Annotated in this window: 12 protein-coding genes; 8 read left to right on the top strand and 4 right to left on the bottom strand. The window is 63.3% G+C overall.

From position 1 onward, the window contains the following. Nucleotides 1–397 precede the first annotated feature (397 nt). Entirely contained in the window at nt 398–1,357 is a 960-nt protein-coding gene (locus ACQRBR_RS11090) for an alpha/beta hydrolase (protein WP_427812983.1), read from the bottom strand. A gap of 487 nt (nt 1,358–1,844) precedes the next feature. Between ACQRBR_RS11090 and ACQRBR_RS11085 the strand changes: the two genes are divergently transcribed. Then, complete coding sequence (locus tag ACQRBR_RS11085; protein WP_427812982.1) at nt 1,845–2,630, top strand: MBL fold metallo-hydrolase; 786 nt, start codon at nt 1,845–1,847, stop codon at nt 2,628–2,630. A gap of 205 nt (nt 2,631–2,835) precedes the next feature. Here ACQRBR_RS11085 and ACQRBR_RS11080 read toward each other — a convergent pair whose 3' ends face one another. From ACQRBR_RS11080 to ACQRBR_RS11070, 3 genes are all read right to left on the bottom strand, one after another. Continuing rightward, entirely contained in the window at nt 2,836–3,273 is a 438-nt protein-coding gene (locus ACQRBR_RS11080; protein WP_427812981.1) for an Lrp/AsnC family transcriptional regulator, read from the bottom strand. A 279-nt stretch (nt 3,274–3,552) separates the two neighbouring features. Further along, complete coding sequence (cydB, locus tag ACQRBR_RS11075) at nt 3,553–4,587, bottom strand: cytochrome d ubiquinol oxidase subunit II (protein ID WP_204626411.1); 1,035 nt, start codon at nt 4,585–4,587, stop codon at nt 3,553–3,555. Nucleotides 4,588–4,590: 3 nt separating this feature from the next. Continuing rightward, nucleotides 4,591–5,904, bottom strand: a complete 1,314-nt coding sequence (locus ACQRBR_RS11070) for a cytochrome ubiquinol oxidase subunit I (RefSeq protein WP_168934915.1) — start codon at nt 5,902–5,904, stop codon at nt 4,591–4,593. Nucleotides 5,905–6,043: 139 nt separating this feature from the next. Between ACQRBR_RS11070 and htpG the strand changes: the two genes are divergently transcribed. The 7 genes from htpG (at nt 6,044) to ACQRBR_RS11035 (ending at nt 14,697) form a co-directional block, all read left to right on the top strand. Continuing rightward, nucleotides 6,044–7,975 carry a molecular chaperone HtpG gene (htpG, locus tag ACQRBR_RS11065; protein WP_427812980.1) on the top strand — a complete coding sequence of 644 codons (1,932 nt, stop codon included), beginning with the start codon at nt 6,044–6,046 and terminating at the stop codon, nt 7,973–7,975. A gap of 362 nt (nt 7,976–8,337) precedes the next feature. Then, on the top strand, nt 8,338–8,709 hold the full coding sequence (gene rpsL / locus ACQRBR_RS11060) for a 30S ribosomal protein S12 (protein WP_006007654.1): 372 nt from the start codon (nt 8,338–8,340) through the stop codon (nt 8,707–8,709). 119 nt (nt 8,710–8,828) lie between these two features. Continuing rightward, the gene (gene rpsG, locus ACQRBR_RS11055) at nt 8,829–9,299 is read left to right on the top strand and encodes a 30S ribosomal protein S7 (protein WP_006007647.1); all 471 of its coding nucleotides are present in this window, start codon (nt 8,829–8,831) and stop codon (nt 9,297–9,299) included. A gap of 84 nt (nt 9,300–9,383) precedes the next feature. After that, complete coding sequence (gene fusA / locus ACQRBR_RS11050; protein WP_168934913.1) at nt 9,384–11,462, top strand: elongation factor G; 2,079 nt, start codon at nt 9,384–9,386, stop codon at nt 11,460–11,462. Between the two features lie 137 nt (nt 11,463–11,599). Next, the gene (gene argJ, locus ACQRBR_RS11045; protein ID WP_300706432.1) at nt 11,600–12,793 is read left to right on the top strand and encodes a bifunctional glutamate N-acetyltransferase/amino-acid acetyltransferase ArgJ; all 1,194 of its coding nucleotides are present in this window, start codon (nt 11,600–11,602) and stop codon (nt 12,791–12,793) included. 478 nt (nt 12,794–13,271) lie between these two features. Further along, complete coding sequence (locus tag ACQRBR_RS11040) at nt 13,272–14,138, top strand: zinc metalloprotease HtpX (protein WP_204626662.1); 867 nt, start codon at nt 13,272–13,274, stop codon at nt 14,136–14,138. A 139-nt stretch (nt 14,139–14,277) separates the two neighbouring features. Then, nucleotides 14,278–14,697 carry a DVU_2496 family lipoprotein gene (locus tag ACQRBR_RS11035; RefSeq protein ID WP_302260998.1) on the top strand — a complete coding sequence of 140 codons (420 nt, stop codon included), beginning with the start codon at nt 14,278–14,280 and terminating at the stop codon, nt 14,695–14,697. The last annotated feature ends 277 nt before the right edge of the window (nt 14,698–14,974 follow it).

Below are 14,974 nucleotides of genomic sequence, written 5' to 3'. Positions count from 1 at the left end.
GTGAATCAGCAAAAAGAGTGCCAGTGGGCAGCCTCGGCATGGCAGCGGGGCAGCACCACGCACCATACCAGCAGCCTCCGGGCAGAGCCTCCTCGCCTTGCCGGAGGGGCAACGACAATCCGTACACGCCACCGGCAGGGATGAGGGAAAGCCGTATGTCATTATCCCCCAGGGACACGGACTTTTCAACGTCTCCGCCTCCCGGCGGCCTTGCCGAAACCGGAGCGTATGGTCCGGCAAGACGCCCCGGCGACCAGCCGTAGTGGCGACGGCTCCGGCAATCTGGCCCATCCCGGCCGGTGGGCGTGCGACGGGGCCTCCGTCCGCCGGCAGGCACAAAAAAGCGAAGCCCCGGCAGCGGGGCTTCGCATCATACAGCAAGGAAGGAAGAGAAGTATCAGAGGTTGGCTTTGAAAAACGCCTCGATCTTGTCGAAGGGGATGATGTCCACCCTGTCGTACAGGTCCGTATGCGAGGCCCCGGGCACGATCAGCAGCTCCTTGTTGTCACCGCTGAGCTTCTTGAAGGCATCCTCGCTGAAATAGCGGGAATGGGCCTTTTCCCCATGGACCAGCAGGACCGCGCTGCGGATCTCGCCCGCATAGGCCAGCAGCGGCATATTCAGGAAGGACAGGGCCGAAGTGGCGTTCCAGGCACCGTTGGAATTGATGGAACGGGGATGGAAGCCGCGCCTGGTCTTGTAATAGTCGAAGTAATCCTTGACGAACTGCGGCTCGTCGCCCGTCAGGGCCTCGGGCAGGCCCGCGGCGGACGGTGCGATGCTGTCGGAACGTGCGTCCCGGGTGCGCTGTGCGTTCAGCTGCCGGCGCAGCGCGTAGCGGGCCTCGGCATCCATGGCGTCGAAATAGCCGTTGGCCGTGACGCGGCTCATGTCGTACATGGTCACGGCCACGGTGGCCTTGATGCGGGTATCCATGGCGGCGGCGTTCAGGCCCATGCCGCCAAAACCGCAGATGCCGATGATGCCGATGCGCTCCGCATCCACCGCGTCCAGCGTGGTGAGGAAGTCCACCGCGGCGCTGAAGTCTTCGGTGTTGATGTCCGGCGAGGCCACGTGACGCGGCTCGCCGCTGCTCTCGCCCGTATAGGAGGGGTCGAAGGCCAGCGTCAGGAAGCCGCGTTCGGCCATGGTCTGGGCATAGAGCCCGGACGCCTGTTCCTTCACCGCGCCAAAGGGACCGCTCACGGCCAGGGCCGCCAGTTTTCCCTTGGCATCCCGGGGCACGTACAGATCGCCCGCCAGGACAGTGCCGTAACGGGTGCGGAAAGTCACTTTACGATGTTCTACCCTGTCGCTCTTGGGAAAGACCTTGTCCCATTCCTGTACCAGTTCCATAGCCTTACCATCCTTGGAAGAAGCCGTGCCAGAGGGGACCTTGTCCGCTGCGGCCGCAGATCCGGCAAACAATATCGTGCCTGCCAGGATCGCCGTCACCAGTGTTTTACACATGCTCATCATGTCGCTCCGGCTTGAGGTTAGGCAGGCAAAAACAATCCTGCCGCTGTTTCTTCCTCTTTAGCCGCAGCACAGATCCATGACAAATACCTATATCGAATGCTTCACCATAGAAATAAAGCATGGATAAGCCCGCATATGTCCCACCTGGCACACCGCTCCGGTACGGAAGGTCCCAGCAGTGCCTTGCAAGAAAGGGGATCGCCACCAAACGGATGCGCCTCGTGGCGTCCGCGCCGCGCCACTTGATTTTTTCAAGAAAACGGCGCCCATTTCTTGGCCCGGCTTCTGGCCCGGCCCCGGCACCCCTGATACTTTTCTCTCCGGATACCGGGACTCCGCAACAACATCCAGAGAGGTGACCCAGATGAAGATACAGCAGATCCGCAACGCCATGGTCCGCATCCACTACGCCGGCAAGACCTTCCTCACCGACCCCTGGCTGGCGCCCAGGGGCAGCATGGGGACGTTCCGCGACTATCCCATGTTCCGCTGCCGCCCCGAACAGCTGGACCTGCCCCTGCCCCTGTGCGACCTGCCCATGCCGGTGGCCGACATCCTGGCCGGTGTGGATGCCTATATCGTGACCCATGCGCATCCCGACCATATCGACATGGCCGCCGACGGCAGCGTGGGCGCGCCGCTGGACAAGAAAGTGCCCGTGTTCGTGCAGAGCGAAGAGGATGCCGCCGTGCTCCGGCGCTCCGGCTTCGCCCGGGTGGACGTGCTGGGAGAGGAGACCGTCTTTGCGGGCATCCGCCTCAGCAGGACGCCCGGACGCCACGGCACCATCATCCCCTGCGGGCCGTCCTGCGGCGTGGTCTTCCGGCATCCTGACGAAAAGACGCTCTATGTGGCCGGTGACACCATCTGGTTCGACGGTGTGGCCGAAAGCCTGCGCCGTTACCGGCCCGATGTGGTCATGGTCAATGCCTGCGCGGCCGAACTGCTGGACGAGGGCCGCCTGATCATGGACGACGCGGACGTGGCCGCCCTGCACGCCGCCCGTCCGGAAGCGCGGATCATCGTCAGCCATATGGATACCGTGCCCCATGCGACCCTGACCCGGCAGGACATGGACCAGGCCCTGCGCCGTCGCGGCATCCGGGAGGCCGTCTTCATGCCCGACGACGGCCAGAGCGCCGATTTTTAACGGCAGGAAAACTCCGCACGGCCCGCAGACGGACGGGCTGACGCCAGAGCGTGGCAGGCAGGAGGGATCCGTCCGGCCACGGTGCCTGCGCTCCGGCAGGGCCACGGCTCCGCCCGGCGCCCTGCCCTGTGCCCTCCCCGAATCAGGTCCCCGCCGGTCCCCAGGCAGAACGCCTTCCTTCCTCTTCCCCCTCCGGCGGGGGCCTTCATTCCGCCAGATCTTCCGCTTCCCTCAGGACCACATGCAGCTCGTAGCTGCCCAGCGGTTCCACCTCGGCCAGAAAGGCGTCCAGGGCTTCCATGTCCAGAAAATACATGTCGAGAAAGTACAGGTTGTCGCCTGTGGTGCGGTAGCAATGGATGGTGCGCCTGCCCTCCTTGCGGCAGCAGGCCTTCAGGGCGTCCGTCGGACCATGCCTGAGCTGCACCCGGATGACGGCATGGACCTTGTAGCCGAAGACCGGACAATTGACGTTGATGGTGTAGCGCTGCAGGATGCCCATGTCCTCCAGCCGTTCCACCCTGTTCTTGACGGCCTGCCCGGTAAGGAAGACCCGCGCCCCCAGTTCCTTCATGGTGATGCGCGCGTTCTTCCTGAGTTCTTCGACGATCCTCACATCCGTTGCATCTATCTTGGTCTTCATACGGCCTCCGCTCTGCCCGCCATCTTCCCGGATAAGCAGGCCAAAAGCAAATCCTCTGCCCTCCTGACGGCAAGGCGTCATCTTTGCCCTTCGCTTTTCCTTCCTGTCCTTGCGCCTTTCGCAGCACAGTCCGCCTTTGTTCCCGCATGACGGCAGTCGGCCTCCCCGGCCGCGAAGGCGGTCCGTTACCCGCGCATCCCGGCAGCGGGCATGAAAAAAAGCCCGGCGGACAGGGCATACCTGTCTGCCGGGCTCGATGAGGCGGACGGATCGTCGCTGCTAGTAAGCGTGCTCGTCCTTCAGGTCTTCAGCGCTCAGGCTGTGGGAGAACAGGCGGTAGACCCAGAACTGGTACAGCAGCACGATGGGCACCATGACCAGAGCCACGCCCAGCATGATCTTGAGGGTCAGCTCGGACGAAGAGGCATTGAAGGCCGTCAGGGTGGCGGTGGGATCGATGGACGAGATGAGCATGCGCGGGAACATGCCCATGACGCCGAAGAAGGTCACACCGATGATGTACACGGCGCTGCACATCCAGGCCTTCCACAGCTGGCCGCGGCGCAGCATGCAGCGCACGCCCAGCAGGCCGGCCAGGGCCACCACGGGCAGCAGGAGCAGCAGCGGGTTGCTCCAGTAGTTGCTGAACAGGTCGGTGTTGAAGAAGGTCAGCACCAGGAAGGCCACCAGCAGGATGAGCATCACGGGCCAGAGCAGGGTGGCGCTGGCCACGGCGCGGGTCTGCAGTTCGCCCTGGCTCTTGATGGCCAGCCACAGGGAACCGTGCAGCATGAACATCACCAGGAAGAAGATGGCGCCGGCGATGCCGTAGCCGTTGACCAGGCCCATGAGCGTGCCGTGGAACACGCCTTCACCGTCGATGGGGATGCCCATGAACAGGTTGGCGAAGGTCACGCCCAGCAGCAGGGAGGGCACCAGGTTGGACAGGAAGTGGACCAGATCCCAGAAGCCGCGCCACACGCCGCTTTCCACCTTGCCGCGGAACTCGAAGGACACGGCGCGGAAGATCAGGGCGAACAGCAGGATCAGCAGGGGAGCGTACAGGGCGCTGAACATCACGGCATAGACCTTGGGGAAGGCCGCGAAGGTCACGCCGCCGGCGGAGATCAGCCACACTTCGTTGCCGTCCCAGAAGGGACCGGCAGCGTTGTACATGATGCGGCGTTCTTCCTCATTGCTGCCGATGAAGGGCAGCAGGCTGCCCAAGCCCAGGTCGAAGCCGTCCAGGACGAAATACACGGCCCAGAGCAGCGCCCACAGGATGAACCAGATTACTTGCAAGGTTTCCAGCATGACTTAGTCCTCCTGCCCCTGCGGGCCCTTGATGGCGTACTTGCGCAGCAGGAAAATGTCCAGAAGGCCCAGCACGCTGTAAACGATGATGAAGGCCAGCAGCGACGTGGACACATGCTCGGCGGGCACCGGCGACACGGCGTCGCTGGTGCGCATCAGACCGTAGACGATCCAGGGCTGACGGCCCATTTCCGCCACCAGCCAGCCCATGGCGATGCTGATGTAGGGCAGCGGGATGCACCACACCAGGGCACGCATGAGCGTGGGGTTGATGGTCTCGCGGTTACGCTGCAGCGTGGCCCAGGCGGCCAGGGCCAGGAAGATGACACCAAAGAAGATCATGGCGCGGAAACCCCAGAACACGGGCGTGACCGGCGGACGGTCTTCCTTGGGGAAGTCCTTGAGGCCCTTCACTTCGGCGTCTGCATCGCCGTAGGAGATCCAGCTCAGCAGGCCGGGGATGCCGATGGCTTCCACGGAGTTGGTCTCGTTGGCTTCGTCCGGCACCACGGCCAGATAGAAGGGAGCGTTCTTGGTGGTCTCCCAGTGGGATTCCATGGCGGCCAGCTTGGCGGGCTGCAGTTCGGACACCACCTTGCCCTGGATGTCGCCGCTCAGGGCGAGAGCCAGCACCAGCACCAGGCAGATGGGAGCGGTCATGCGGAAGGAGCGGCGGAAGAATTCCACGTTGCTCTTGCGCAGCAGGTGCCAGGAAGACACGCCCAGCACGAAGAAGCAGGACAGCGTCCAGGCGGAGAGCAGGGTGTGGGCGTACATGCCCCAGGCGTAGGGGTTGGTGACCACGGCCATGAAGTCGGCCAGTTCGGCGCGGCCGTTCTGGATCACATAGCCCAGCGGGTTCTGCATGAAGCCGTTGGCCAGGATGATCCACAGGGCGGACAGGTTGCCGGCCAGTACCACCAGCCAGATGGCCAGCAGGTGGGTCTTCTTGCCCACGCGATGCCAGCCGAAATGCCAGACAGCCAGGAACGTGGACTCCAGGAAGAAGGCCACAGTGGCTTCGATGGCCAGCAGGGAGCCGAAGATGTCGCCCACGTATTCCGAATACCGGGCCCAGTTGGTCCCGAACTGGAATTCCAGGGTGATGCCCGTCACCACGCCCAGGGTGAAGTTGATGATGAAAAGTTTGCCCCAGAACTTGGCATGCTTGCGCCAGACCTCATCCCCGGTGCGCACATAGCGGGTCTCCATCAGCGCGATGAGCAGGGACAGGCCCAGCGTCAGCGGCACGAAGATGAAGTGGAAAAAGACGGCCACGGCGAACTGTAGCCGCGAAAGCAGAATGACATCATCCATAGATCGTCCTCCTTATGGAGCGACCTGCATACCGTTATCCTTAGCGAAAAGCAAGACAAAGTTTAGGCCCTGCAAGGCCTTGACGGCTGATTGGGAAAGATTACTTATTCCCCAGCAAGTATCCATGGAGGTTGTCATCATGCCGGAAAATACGGCTCAATCCTGTGAATTTCGCGCCGAAGTGCGCAAGGTGCTGAGCATTCTCACCAACTCTCTGTATACCAATCGCGAGATCTTTCTCCGCGAGCTCATCTCCAACGCTTCCGACGCCCTGGACAAACTGCGCTTCCGCAGCAACCGGGGCGAGACCCCGCGCCATGACGACCTGCCGCTGGAGATCCGCATCAGCCTCGACAAGGACGCCAAGACCCTGACCATCGAGGACACCGGCCTGGGCATGACCGCCGCCGAACTGGCCGAGAACCTGGGCACCATCGCCAAATCCGGCACCGAGGCCTTCCGGGCCCAGCTGGCTGCCGAAGAAGCCAAGGCCGACGGCGAAAAAGCCGATGCCGCCAACATCATCGGCCGTTTCGGCGTGGGCTTCTATTCCGTGTTCATGGTGGCCGAAAAGGTGGACGTGACCTCGCGCCCGGCCTTCGGCGATGACGACGGCGCCGCCACCTGGACCAGCGACGGCCTGGGCACCTACACCGTGGCTCCCGCCGGTGACGACGCCCCGCAGCGCGGCACGCGCATCGTGGCCCACCTCAAGGAAGACGCCGCGGAATTCCTCGAAAAGTTCCGCGTGGAATCCGTCATCCGCAAGCATTCGGCCTTCGTGCCCTTCCCCGTGCTGGTGGACGGCGAGCAGGTCAACACCCAGCCCGCCCTGTGGCGCGAGCCCAAGTCCTCCGTCACCAAGGAACAGTACGATGCCTTCTACCAGGCCCTGACCTATGACAGCAAGGCGCCGCTGGACGTGCTGCACATCTCCGTGGACGCGCCCGTGCAGTTCAACGCCCTGCTCTACATCCCCGACGTGCGTCAGGACCTCTTCGGCCTCGACCGTGATTTCTGGGGCCTGGACCTCTACGCCAGCCGCGTGCTCATCCAGCACCGCAACAAGGAACTGATCCCCGACTGGCTGGCCTTCCTCAAGGGCGTGGTGGACACCGAGGACCTGCCCCTCAACATCTCCCGCGAGACCCTTCAGGAAAACGTGGTCCTGCGCAAGATCAACCAGACCATCATCAAGCAGACCCTGAGCCACCTGGAAAAGCTGGCCGCCAAGGATGCCGAGAAGTACGCCGCCTTCTGGCGCCTGCACGGCCGCATCTTCAAGCTCTCCTACCAGGACTTCGCCAACCGTGAGCGCATCGCCGGCCTGCTGCGCTTCAACACCTCGGCCCTGGACGACGGCGAGGCCCTCTCCAGCCTGGACGAATACATGTCCCGCGCTCCCGAAGGCCAGAAGACCTTCTGGTACGTCTCCGCGCCCAACCGTGAGGCCGCCCGCCTGAGCCCGCACCTGGAACGCTTCACCCGCAAGGGCATCGAAGTGCTCTTCCTCTACGAGCCCGTGGACGAGTTCGTCATGGAAGGTATGGGCAAGTACAAGGACTGGGAATTCAAGGCCATCGAGAACGCCGCCGATGACGCCCTGGATGCCTTCGCCGACAAAGCCGACAGCGAAAAGCCCGCCGCCGCGCCCCTTTCCGACGACGACAACGCCAGCTTCGACAAGCTGCTGGAACGCATCAAGGAGATCCTGGGCGAACGCGTGGCCGACGTGCGCGTCTCCCACCGTCTGGCCGACAGCCCGGCCGTGCTGGTCTCGCCCGACGGCATGACCTCGTCCATGGAAAAACTCATGCGCGCCATGCAAAAGGACGACTCCCTGCCCGTCAAGGTGCTGGAAGTCAACCGCGACCACGTGCTGCTGCGCAGCCTGCTCAAGATGTTCAAGGCCGATCCCCAGGACAAGACCCTGGCCGGCATGGTGGAGAACCTCTTCGACGCCTGCATGCTCCAGGAAGGCTACCTGCGCGATGCCCAGATGCTGGCCGGCCGCAGCAGCCATCTGCTGGAACAGGCCGCGGCCTGGTACGTGGAAGTGAAAAAGCTGTAACCCGCCGACAACACACCCCGCCCGCCGGCAGGACACCGGCGGACGTTCCTCCTCGCAGGATGTCCGGCCCCGCTCAAGGGGCCGGGCATCTCCCCCGTACCGGGGATCGCCGCGGGCCTTGCGCCTGCGGCGATTTTGCTGTCATCCCCCCTGCTCCGGTCGCCGCATCCATAAAAAGGGGACTCGCCCCGCCCTGCGGCTGCGGTGCTTCGTCGGCGATTCGCCGCCGTCCCGTCTTCCTGCCGTAAAGTTGGGGCGTCAGGACTTGACAAGCGCGTCCGTGCATTGTATGTGTTGCCGCTCTACGGCATTCATGCGCTGCCTGTCCGTCTTGGGCAGGCAGTGAAACTTTGGAGGAAACTATGCCTACTATCAACCAGCTCATCCGCATCGAGCGGACTGCGGTGGTGAAGCGCAAGAAGACCCCGGCCCTGCAGGCTTGCCCCCAGCGCCGCGGCGTGTGCACCCGTGTGTACACCACCACCCCCAAGAAGCCTAACTCCGCTCTGCGTAAGGTCGCCCGTGTGCGCCTGACCAACGGCATCGAAGTGACGGCCTACATCCCCGGCGAAGGCCACAACCTGCAGGAACACTCCGTGGTGCTCATCCGCGGCGGTCGTGTGAAAGACTTGCCCGGTGTCCGTTACCACATCGTGCGCGGCACCCTGGATACCTCCGGTGTGGCCGACCGTCGCAAGAGCCGTTCCAAGTACGGCGCCAAGCGTCCCAAATAGGTTATTTTTTGCTAACTCCGGCGTACGTCATGCAACGCACCCAGGCTGCCCTCTCACGGCGCGCCGGGGCGCTGCGGGGCTGGTGACGCCGAAACACAGAGATTCTCAAGGAGAATATCATGCCCCGTAAAGGTCCTGTCCCGAAGAGGGAAGTGCTGCCCGATCCGCTGTACAACAGCCGTCTGGTCACCAAGTTCGTGAACCGTCTCATGTACGACGGCAAGAAGGGCGCTGCTGAAAAGATTTTCTACAGCTCGCTGGAAACCCTGGGCGAAAAGACCGGTGAAGAACCCATGCGCGCCTTTGAAAAGGCCCTGGACAACGTCAAGCCCCATCTGGAAGTCAAGGCCCGCCGCGTGGGCGGTGCCACCTACCAGGTGCCCATGGAAGTCCGTCCCGAACGTCAGATTTCCCTGTCCATCCGCTGGCTGATCAACTATGCCCGTTCGCGCGGCGAAAAGGGCATGACCTCCAAGCTTTCCGCTGAACTGCTGGACGCCTACAACGGTCGCGGCGGCGCGGTGAAAAAGCGCGAAGATACCCACCGTATGGCCGAAGCCAACAAGGCTTTCGCCCACTACCGCTGGTAAGCTCGATTCCGAGTGACTGCTGCCGCGCCCGCAAGGGCGCGGCGCTTTTCCCCCCGCCCCACTGCCCCTTTTCTGGAGGATAACGTGTCCCGCACCACCCCCGTAGACAAACAGCGCAATATCGGCATCATGGCCCATATTGACGCCGGCAAAACCACCACCACCGAACGCATCCTTTTCTACACCGGTGTTTCCCACAAGATCGGCGAAACCCACGACGGTGAGTCCACCATGGACTGGATGGAACAGGAACAGGAGCGCGGCATCACCATCACCTCCGCCGCCACCACCTGCTTCTGGAAGGACTGCCGCATCAACATCATCGACACCCCCGGCCACGTGGACTTCACCATCGAAGTGGAACGTTCCCTGCGCGTGCTGGACGGTGCCGTGTGCGTGTTCGACGCCGTGGCCGGCGTTGAGCCCCAGTCCGAAACCGTGTGGCGTCAGGCCGACCGCTACCACGTGCCCCGCATCTGCTTCGTGAACAAGATGGACCGCATCGGTGCCAACTTCTTCCGCTGCGTGGGCATGATCCACGAACGCCTGGGCGCCAAGGCCGTGCCCCTGCAGCTGCCCATCGGCGCTGAAGACAAGTTCGAAGGCGTCGTGGACCTCATCGAAGGCAAGGCCCACCGTTTCGACAAGTCCTCCAAGGGCGCCCAGTTCACCGAAGAAGACGTGCCCGCCGAACTGAAGGACCTGTACGAAGAAAAGCGCCACGAACTCATCGAAGCCGTGGCCGAAGAAGATGAAGCCCTGCTGGAAAAGTACCTGGGCGGCGAAGATCTGACCCGCGAAGAGATCATTTCCTGCATCCGCAAGGCCACCATCGCCCGCAACATCGTGCCCGTGCTCTGCGGTTCCGCTTTCCGCAACATGGGTGTACAGCCCCTGCTGGACGCCGTGGTGGACTACCTGCCCTCCCCCGTGGACATCGCCGTCATGACCGGCCATGAGCCCGGCAACGAAGAACACCTGATCGAATGCCCCTGCGACGACAAGGAACCCCTTGCCGGCCTGGTGTTCAAGCTGTTCTCCGACCCCTTCATCGGTCACCTGTCCTTCTTCCGCATCTACTCCGGCTGCCTGGAATCCGGTACCAGCGTGTACAACGCCAACACCGGCAAGAAGGAACGCATCGGCCGTATCCTGAAGATGCACGCCAACAAGCGTGAAGACATCAAGTGGGCCGGCGCCGGTGACATCGTGGCTCTGGTGGGCCTGAAGAACGCCTCCACCGGTGACACCCTGTGCGACGAAAAGCGCCCGGTGATCCTGGAATCCCTGAACATCCCCGAGCCCGTCATCGAAGTGGCCATCGAGCCCAAGACCAAGGCCGACCGTGATGCTCTGTCCGCTGCCCTGAACAAGCTGGCCAAGGAAGACCCCTCCTTCCGCGTCAAGGGCGACGAAGAAACCAACCAGACCCTGATCGCCGGCATGGGCGAACTGCATCTGGAAATCATCGTTGACCGCCTGACCCGCGAGTTCAACGTCAACGCCAACGTGGGCAAGCCCCAGGTTGCCTACCGCGAAACCATCTCCAAGCCTGCCAAGACCGACATGAAGCATGCCAAGCAGTCTGGTGGTCGCGGTCAGTACGGTCACTGCGTGATCGAGGTGGAACCCAACCCGGGCAAGGGTTACGAGTTCATCAACTCCATCACCGGCGGCGTGATCCCCAAGGAATACATCCCCGCCATCGACAAGGGTATCCAGGATGCCATGAAGTCCGGCGTGCTGGCCGGCTTCCCCTGCGTGGACCTGAAGGTCAACCTGGTCTTCGGTAGCTACCACGAAGTGGACTCCTCCGAACAGGCCTTCTACGTGGCCGGTTCCATGGCCATCAAGGACGCCATGCAGAAGGCCGGCCCGGTCCTGCTGGAACCCATCATGGACGTGGAAGTGGTCACCCCCGAAGAATACCTCGGCGACGTGATGGGCGACCTCAACGGCCGTCGTGGTCGCGTGCAGAGCATGGAAGCCCGCGCCGGCGGTGCCCAGAGCGTGCGTGCCCAGGTGCCCCTGGCCTCCATGTTCGGTTACGCCACCGACCTGCGCTCCCGTACCCAGGGCCGCGCTACCTTCACCATGCAGTTCGATCACTACGAGCGTGTGCCCCAGGCTATCGCCGACGAGATCCAGAAGAGCAAAAACTAGCGTCCTGAACGTCCGTTCCCACAAAGACCGGACAGCGCTGGTTGCTTGATATGACGGCGGGGATTTTGCAAGGCAAGATCCCCGCCTTTTTTTCATCGTTTTCCTCCCGGAAGCCCATGACCGGAAAGGATGTTCCCATGAGCGATACGCGCAACGACCTGCCCCTCGGCTTCTCCGCCGGGGCCGCTGCGGCCGGTTTCAAAAAAGCCGGCCGCGACGACCTGGGGCTGATTGTTTCCGACCGTCCCGCCGTGCTGGCGGGCCTGTTCACCACCAATGCCTTCAAGGCCGCCCCCGTGCAGATCTGCCAGCAGACCCTGCGCGAATACGGTACCTGCCGCGCCGTGCTGGCCAACTCCGGCCAGGCCAATGCCTGCACCGGCGACGAAGGCCTGGAAAATTGCCTCGAGACCCGACGCATGGTCGCCGCCCTCACCGGGCTGGCCCCGCATGAAATCATGCCCATGTCCACCGGCGTCATCGGCGACCAGCTCAAGATGGACCGCTGGCGCGAGGCCGTGCCCTCCCTGGTGGAAAGCCTGGGCAGCCGCGATGCCGAAGGCTTTACCCGCGCGTTCATGACCACCGACGCCTTTCCCAAGTTCGCCAGCATCACCGTGCCCCTGTCCGGCGGCACCGTGCGCCTTACCGGCATGGCCAAGGGCGCGGGCATGATCTGCCCCAACATGGCCACCATGCTGGCCGTCATGCTCACCGACGCCGATGTGGACCGCGAGACCTGGCAGGCCATGTTCGCCCGCGCCGTGGACAAGACCTTCAACCGCGTCAGCGTGGACGGTGATACCTCCACCAACGACACCATTCTCGGCCTGGCCAACGGCGCTTCCGGCATCCGTGCCGAAGGTGAGGACGCCGCCCTGCTGGAAAAGGGCCTTACCGACATCCTGGGCCAGATTTCCTACATGCTGGTCAAGGACGGCGAAGGCGCCAGCAAGGTCATGCACATCACCGTGAGCGGCGCCGCCTCCGACGAGGACGCCTGCCGCATCGCCCGCACCGTGGGCCACTCCCAGCTGGTCAAGACCGCCATCTACGGCCAGGACGCCAACTGGGGCCGCATCGTGGCCGCCGTGGGCCGCAGCGGGGCCCAGGTGGACCCCAGCCGCGTGCGCCTGGTGCTCTGCGGCATCGAACGTTTCCGCGACGGCCAGCCCGTCAACGGCGACAAGGAAGCCGAGCTTTCCGAGCTGCTCAAGGCCACCGACATCCCTGTGGAGATCCATATGGGCCTGGGCGACGGCTGCTACGATCTGCGCGCCTCCGACCTCGGCCACGAGTACGTCAGCCTCAACGCCGATTACCGCTCGTAAGAGAAAGGTGTTTTGTTGAGGGGGGAAGGAGGCCCTTTGCTGGCGCCAAAAGGGCCTCCTTCCCCCCTCAAACTCCCCCCTTCCTCCCCAAACGCGCTTTATCAGGGAGAGGCGGAGAAACACGGCATTGCCGTGCTTCCCCGCCTCTCCTTTTCTGTCACAGGGATATATATTTCTCCCGCTATTTCTATTGCCCTTCCCCAGTTTCTTCCCCACCAATTGGGTATGTCAGGCCACCTGCCACAGTCTTATCCCTCACCAATTGAGCGCGCCGCTTGGGCGGCGTGCGCCGCAGGCGCTGTGCCGGCCCTCTGCCGCATCGCCGCGCAGGCGACCAAGTTCGGATGCCGGGCAGCAGGCGTCATCAGACGGCATACCCGGCAAAGCGCACGCGCCCCTCCCCCCTCCCCTTGCCACTTTGCTGACGCATGCTTATCTACAGTGAGCGAATCCCTACCTCGCACATCAAGGAGATATCATGACCAGCCAGATCAAGACCGTGCTGCTTCTCGCCCTGCTTTCCGCCATCATCATCGGCCTGGGCGGCATCATGGGCGGCCGCACCGGCATCATCATCGCCTTTGTGATCGCCATGATCATGAACGTGGGTTCCTACTGGTATTCGGACAAGATCGTGCTCTCCATGTACCAGGCCCGCGAGCTGTCCGAAGACGAAGCCCCCATGTTGCACCGCATGGTGGCCGAGCTTTCCGCCAATGCCGGCATCCCCAAGCCCCGCGTCTGTGTCATCCCTGAAGACGCGCCCAACGCCTTTGCCACCGGCCGCGACCCCGAGCACGGTGTGGTGGCCGTCACCGACGGCATCATGCGCATCCTCAGCCCCGAAGAGCTGCGCGGCGTCATCGCCCACGAGATCGGTCACATCGCCAACCGTGACATTCTGATCCAGACCATCGCCGGTGTGCTGGCCTCGGTCATCGTCAGCATCGCCAACTTCATGCAGTTCGCCGCCATTTTCGGCGGCAGCAGCAATGACGAGGAAGGCGGCACCAACCCCATCGCCGCGTTCCTGCTGGCCATCCTGGCCCCCATCGCCGCCAGCATCATCCAGATGGCCATCTCCCGCTCGCGTGAGTACCTGGCCGACGAGACCGGCGCCCGCATCTGCGGCCAGCCCCTGGCCCTGGCCGGTGCCCTGCACAAGCTGGGCGTGGCCAGCGGACAGATCCCCATGCAGAACGGCAACCCCAGCACCGAGCAGATGTTCATCGTCTCGCCGCTGTTCGGCTTCGGCGGCGGCAGCATGGCCAACCTGTTCAGCACGCACCCGCCGCTGGAAGAACGCATCGCCCGTCTGCAGGAGATGAGCCGTCAGGCCCGCTAACGGCCATCCCCGCCCCTCCGGCATACGAACCTTTTGACAAAAAAGCGGGCTTGGTGTGTAGTCAGCAATGACGCCACCTGCCCGCTTTTGTCGTGCCCGGGGGCGAATCTGATGCCGGTACGCCCGGCAGGAGAATGACATGAAACGTTTCCCCGTGATCCTTGCCCCCGCCCTGCTTGGGTCCCTTCTGATGCTGGGCGGCTGTGCCACCACAGGCCCCAATACGGCCCCCCTGCCGCCCGATCGTGACTGCCAGGAAGTCTATACCGTGGCTCCCGGCAATTACATCATCGACATCGCAGGCGGCTCCATGGTCGTCCTCGACCCGGCCGTGCAGGACTTCCCCCTGTTCTGCTCGCCCGAAGAAGCCCGTGCCGGTCTGAAGACCGCCATGGACAACGGTGCCCTGCCCGCCGGGGACTGGCGCATCTACCGCCTCAACGGCACCCTGCAGGAGATCGGCCAGCAGCCCGAACCCGGCCATTACAGCCTGGCTCGCATGGCCCGCCTGGTGGACTGGGTGAGCAAGGCGGAAACGGAAGACCCGGATAAGAAATAGCCTGTCCCAGTACCGGGGCAGCCCTGCACAAGGTCCCATGCCGTCACAGGCCTGGCGGGCTTCCTTTGTGCCTCAAATACAAGTAGTCAAAGCGCTCCGTCTTTCAAGGATGGAGCGCTTTTTTATACCCGAGCCCCTGCGGTGTACATCAGGCACCAGATGGCCCCCGCAAGAATATTCCCCGCCTTCGCTGAAACAACCTTTCCTCTTCCCCTTTTCCTGACGCCCTACGCCTTTCCTGACGCCCTACGCCTTTCCTGACGCCCTACGCCTTTCC

Source organism: Desulfovibrio sp. SGI.133 (assembly GCF_050313955.1).
Taxonomy (GTDB): Bacteria; Desulfobacterota; Desulfovibrionia; order Desulfovibrionales; family Desulfovibrionaceae; genus Desulfovibrio.
Note: the sequence above shows the minus strand (reverse complement) of the source record. Positions and strands in the feature narration are given on the sequence as shown.

Bases quoted from the DNA above. Each gene is read 5' to 3' on its own strand.
- ACQRBR_RS11035 (WP_302260998.1), top strand. From the start codon at position 14,278: ATGAAACGTTTCCCCGTGATCCTTGCCCCCGCCCTGCTTGGGTCCCTT.
- htpG (WP_427812980.1), top strand. From the start codon at position 6,044: ATGCCGGAAAATACGGCTCAATCCTGTGAATTTCGCGCCGAAGTGCGC.
- rpsG (WP_006007647.1), top strand. From the start codon at position 8,829: ATGCCCCGTAAAGGTCCTGTCCCGAAGAGGGAAGTGCTGCCCGATCCG.
- argJ (WP_300706432.1), top strand. From the start codon at position 11,600: ATGAGCGATACGCGCAACGACCTGCCCCTCGGCTTCTCCGCCGGGGCC.
- ACQRBR_RS11080 (WP_427812981.1), bottom strand. From the start codon at position 3,273: ATGAAGACCAAGATAGATGCAACGGATGTGAGGATCGTCGAAGAACTC.
- rpsL (WP_006007654.1), top strand. From the start codon at position 8,338: ATGCCTACTATCAACCAGCTCATCCGCATCGAGCGGACTGCGGTGGTG.
- ACQRBR_RS11085 (WP_427812982.1), top strand. From the start codon at position 1,845: ATGAAGATACAGCAGATCCGCAACGCCATGGTCCGCATCCACTACGCC.
- ACQRBR_RS11070 (WP_168934915.1), bottom strand. From the start codon at position 5,904: ATGGATGATGTCATTCTGCTTTCGCGGCTACAGTTCGCCGTGGCCGTC.
- ACQRBR_RS11040 (WP_204626662.1), top strand. From the start codon at position 13,272: ATGACCAGCCAGATCAAGACCGTGCTGCTTCTCGCCCTGCTTTCCGCC.
- cydB (WP_204626411.1), bottom strand. From the start codon at position 4,587: ATGCTGGAAACCTTGCAAGTAATCTGGTTCATCCTGTGGGCGCTGCTC.
- ACQRBR_RS11090 (WP_427812983.1), bottom strand. From the start codon at position 1,357: ATGGAACTGGTACAGGAATGGGACAAGGTCTTTCCCAAGAGCGACAGG.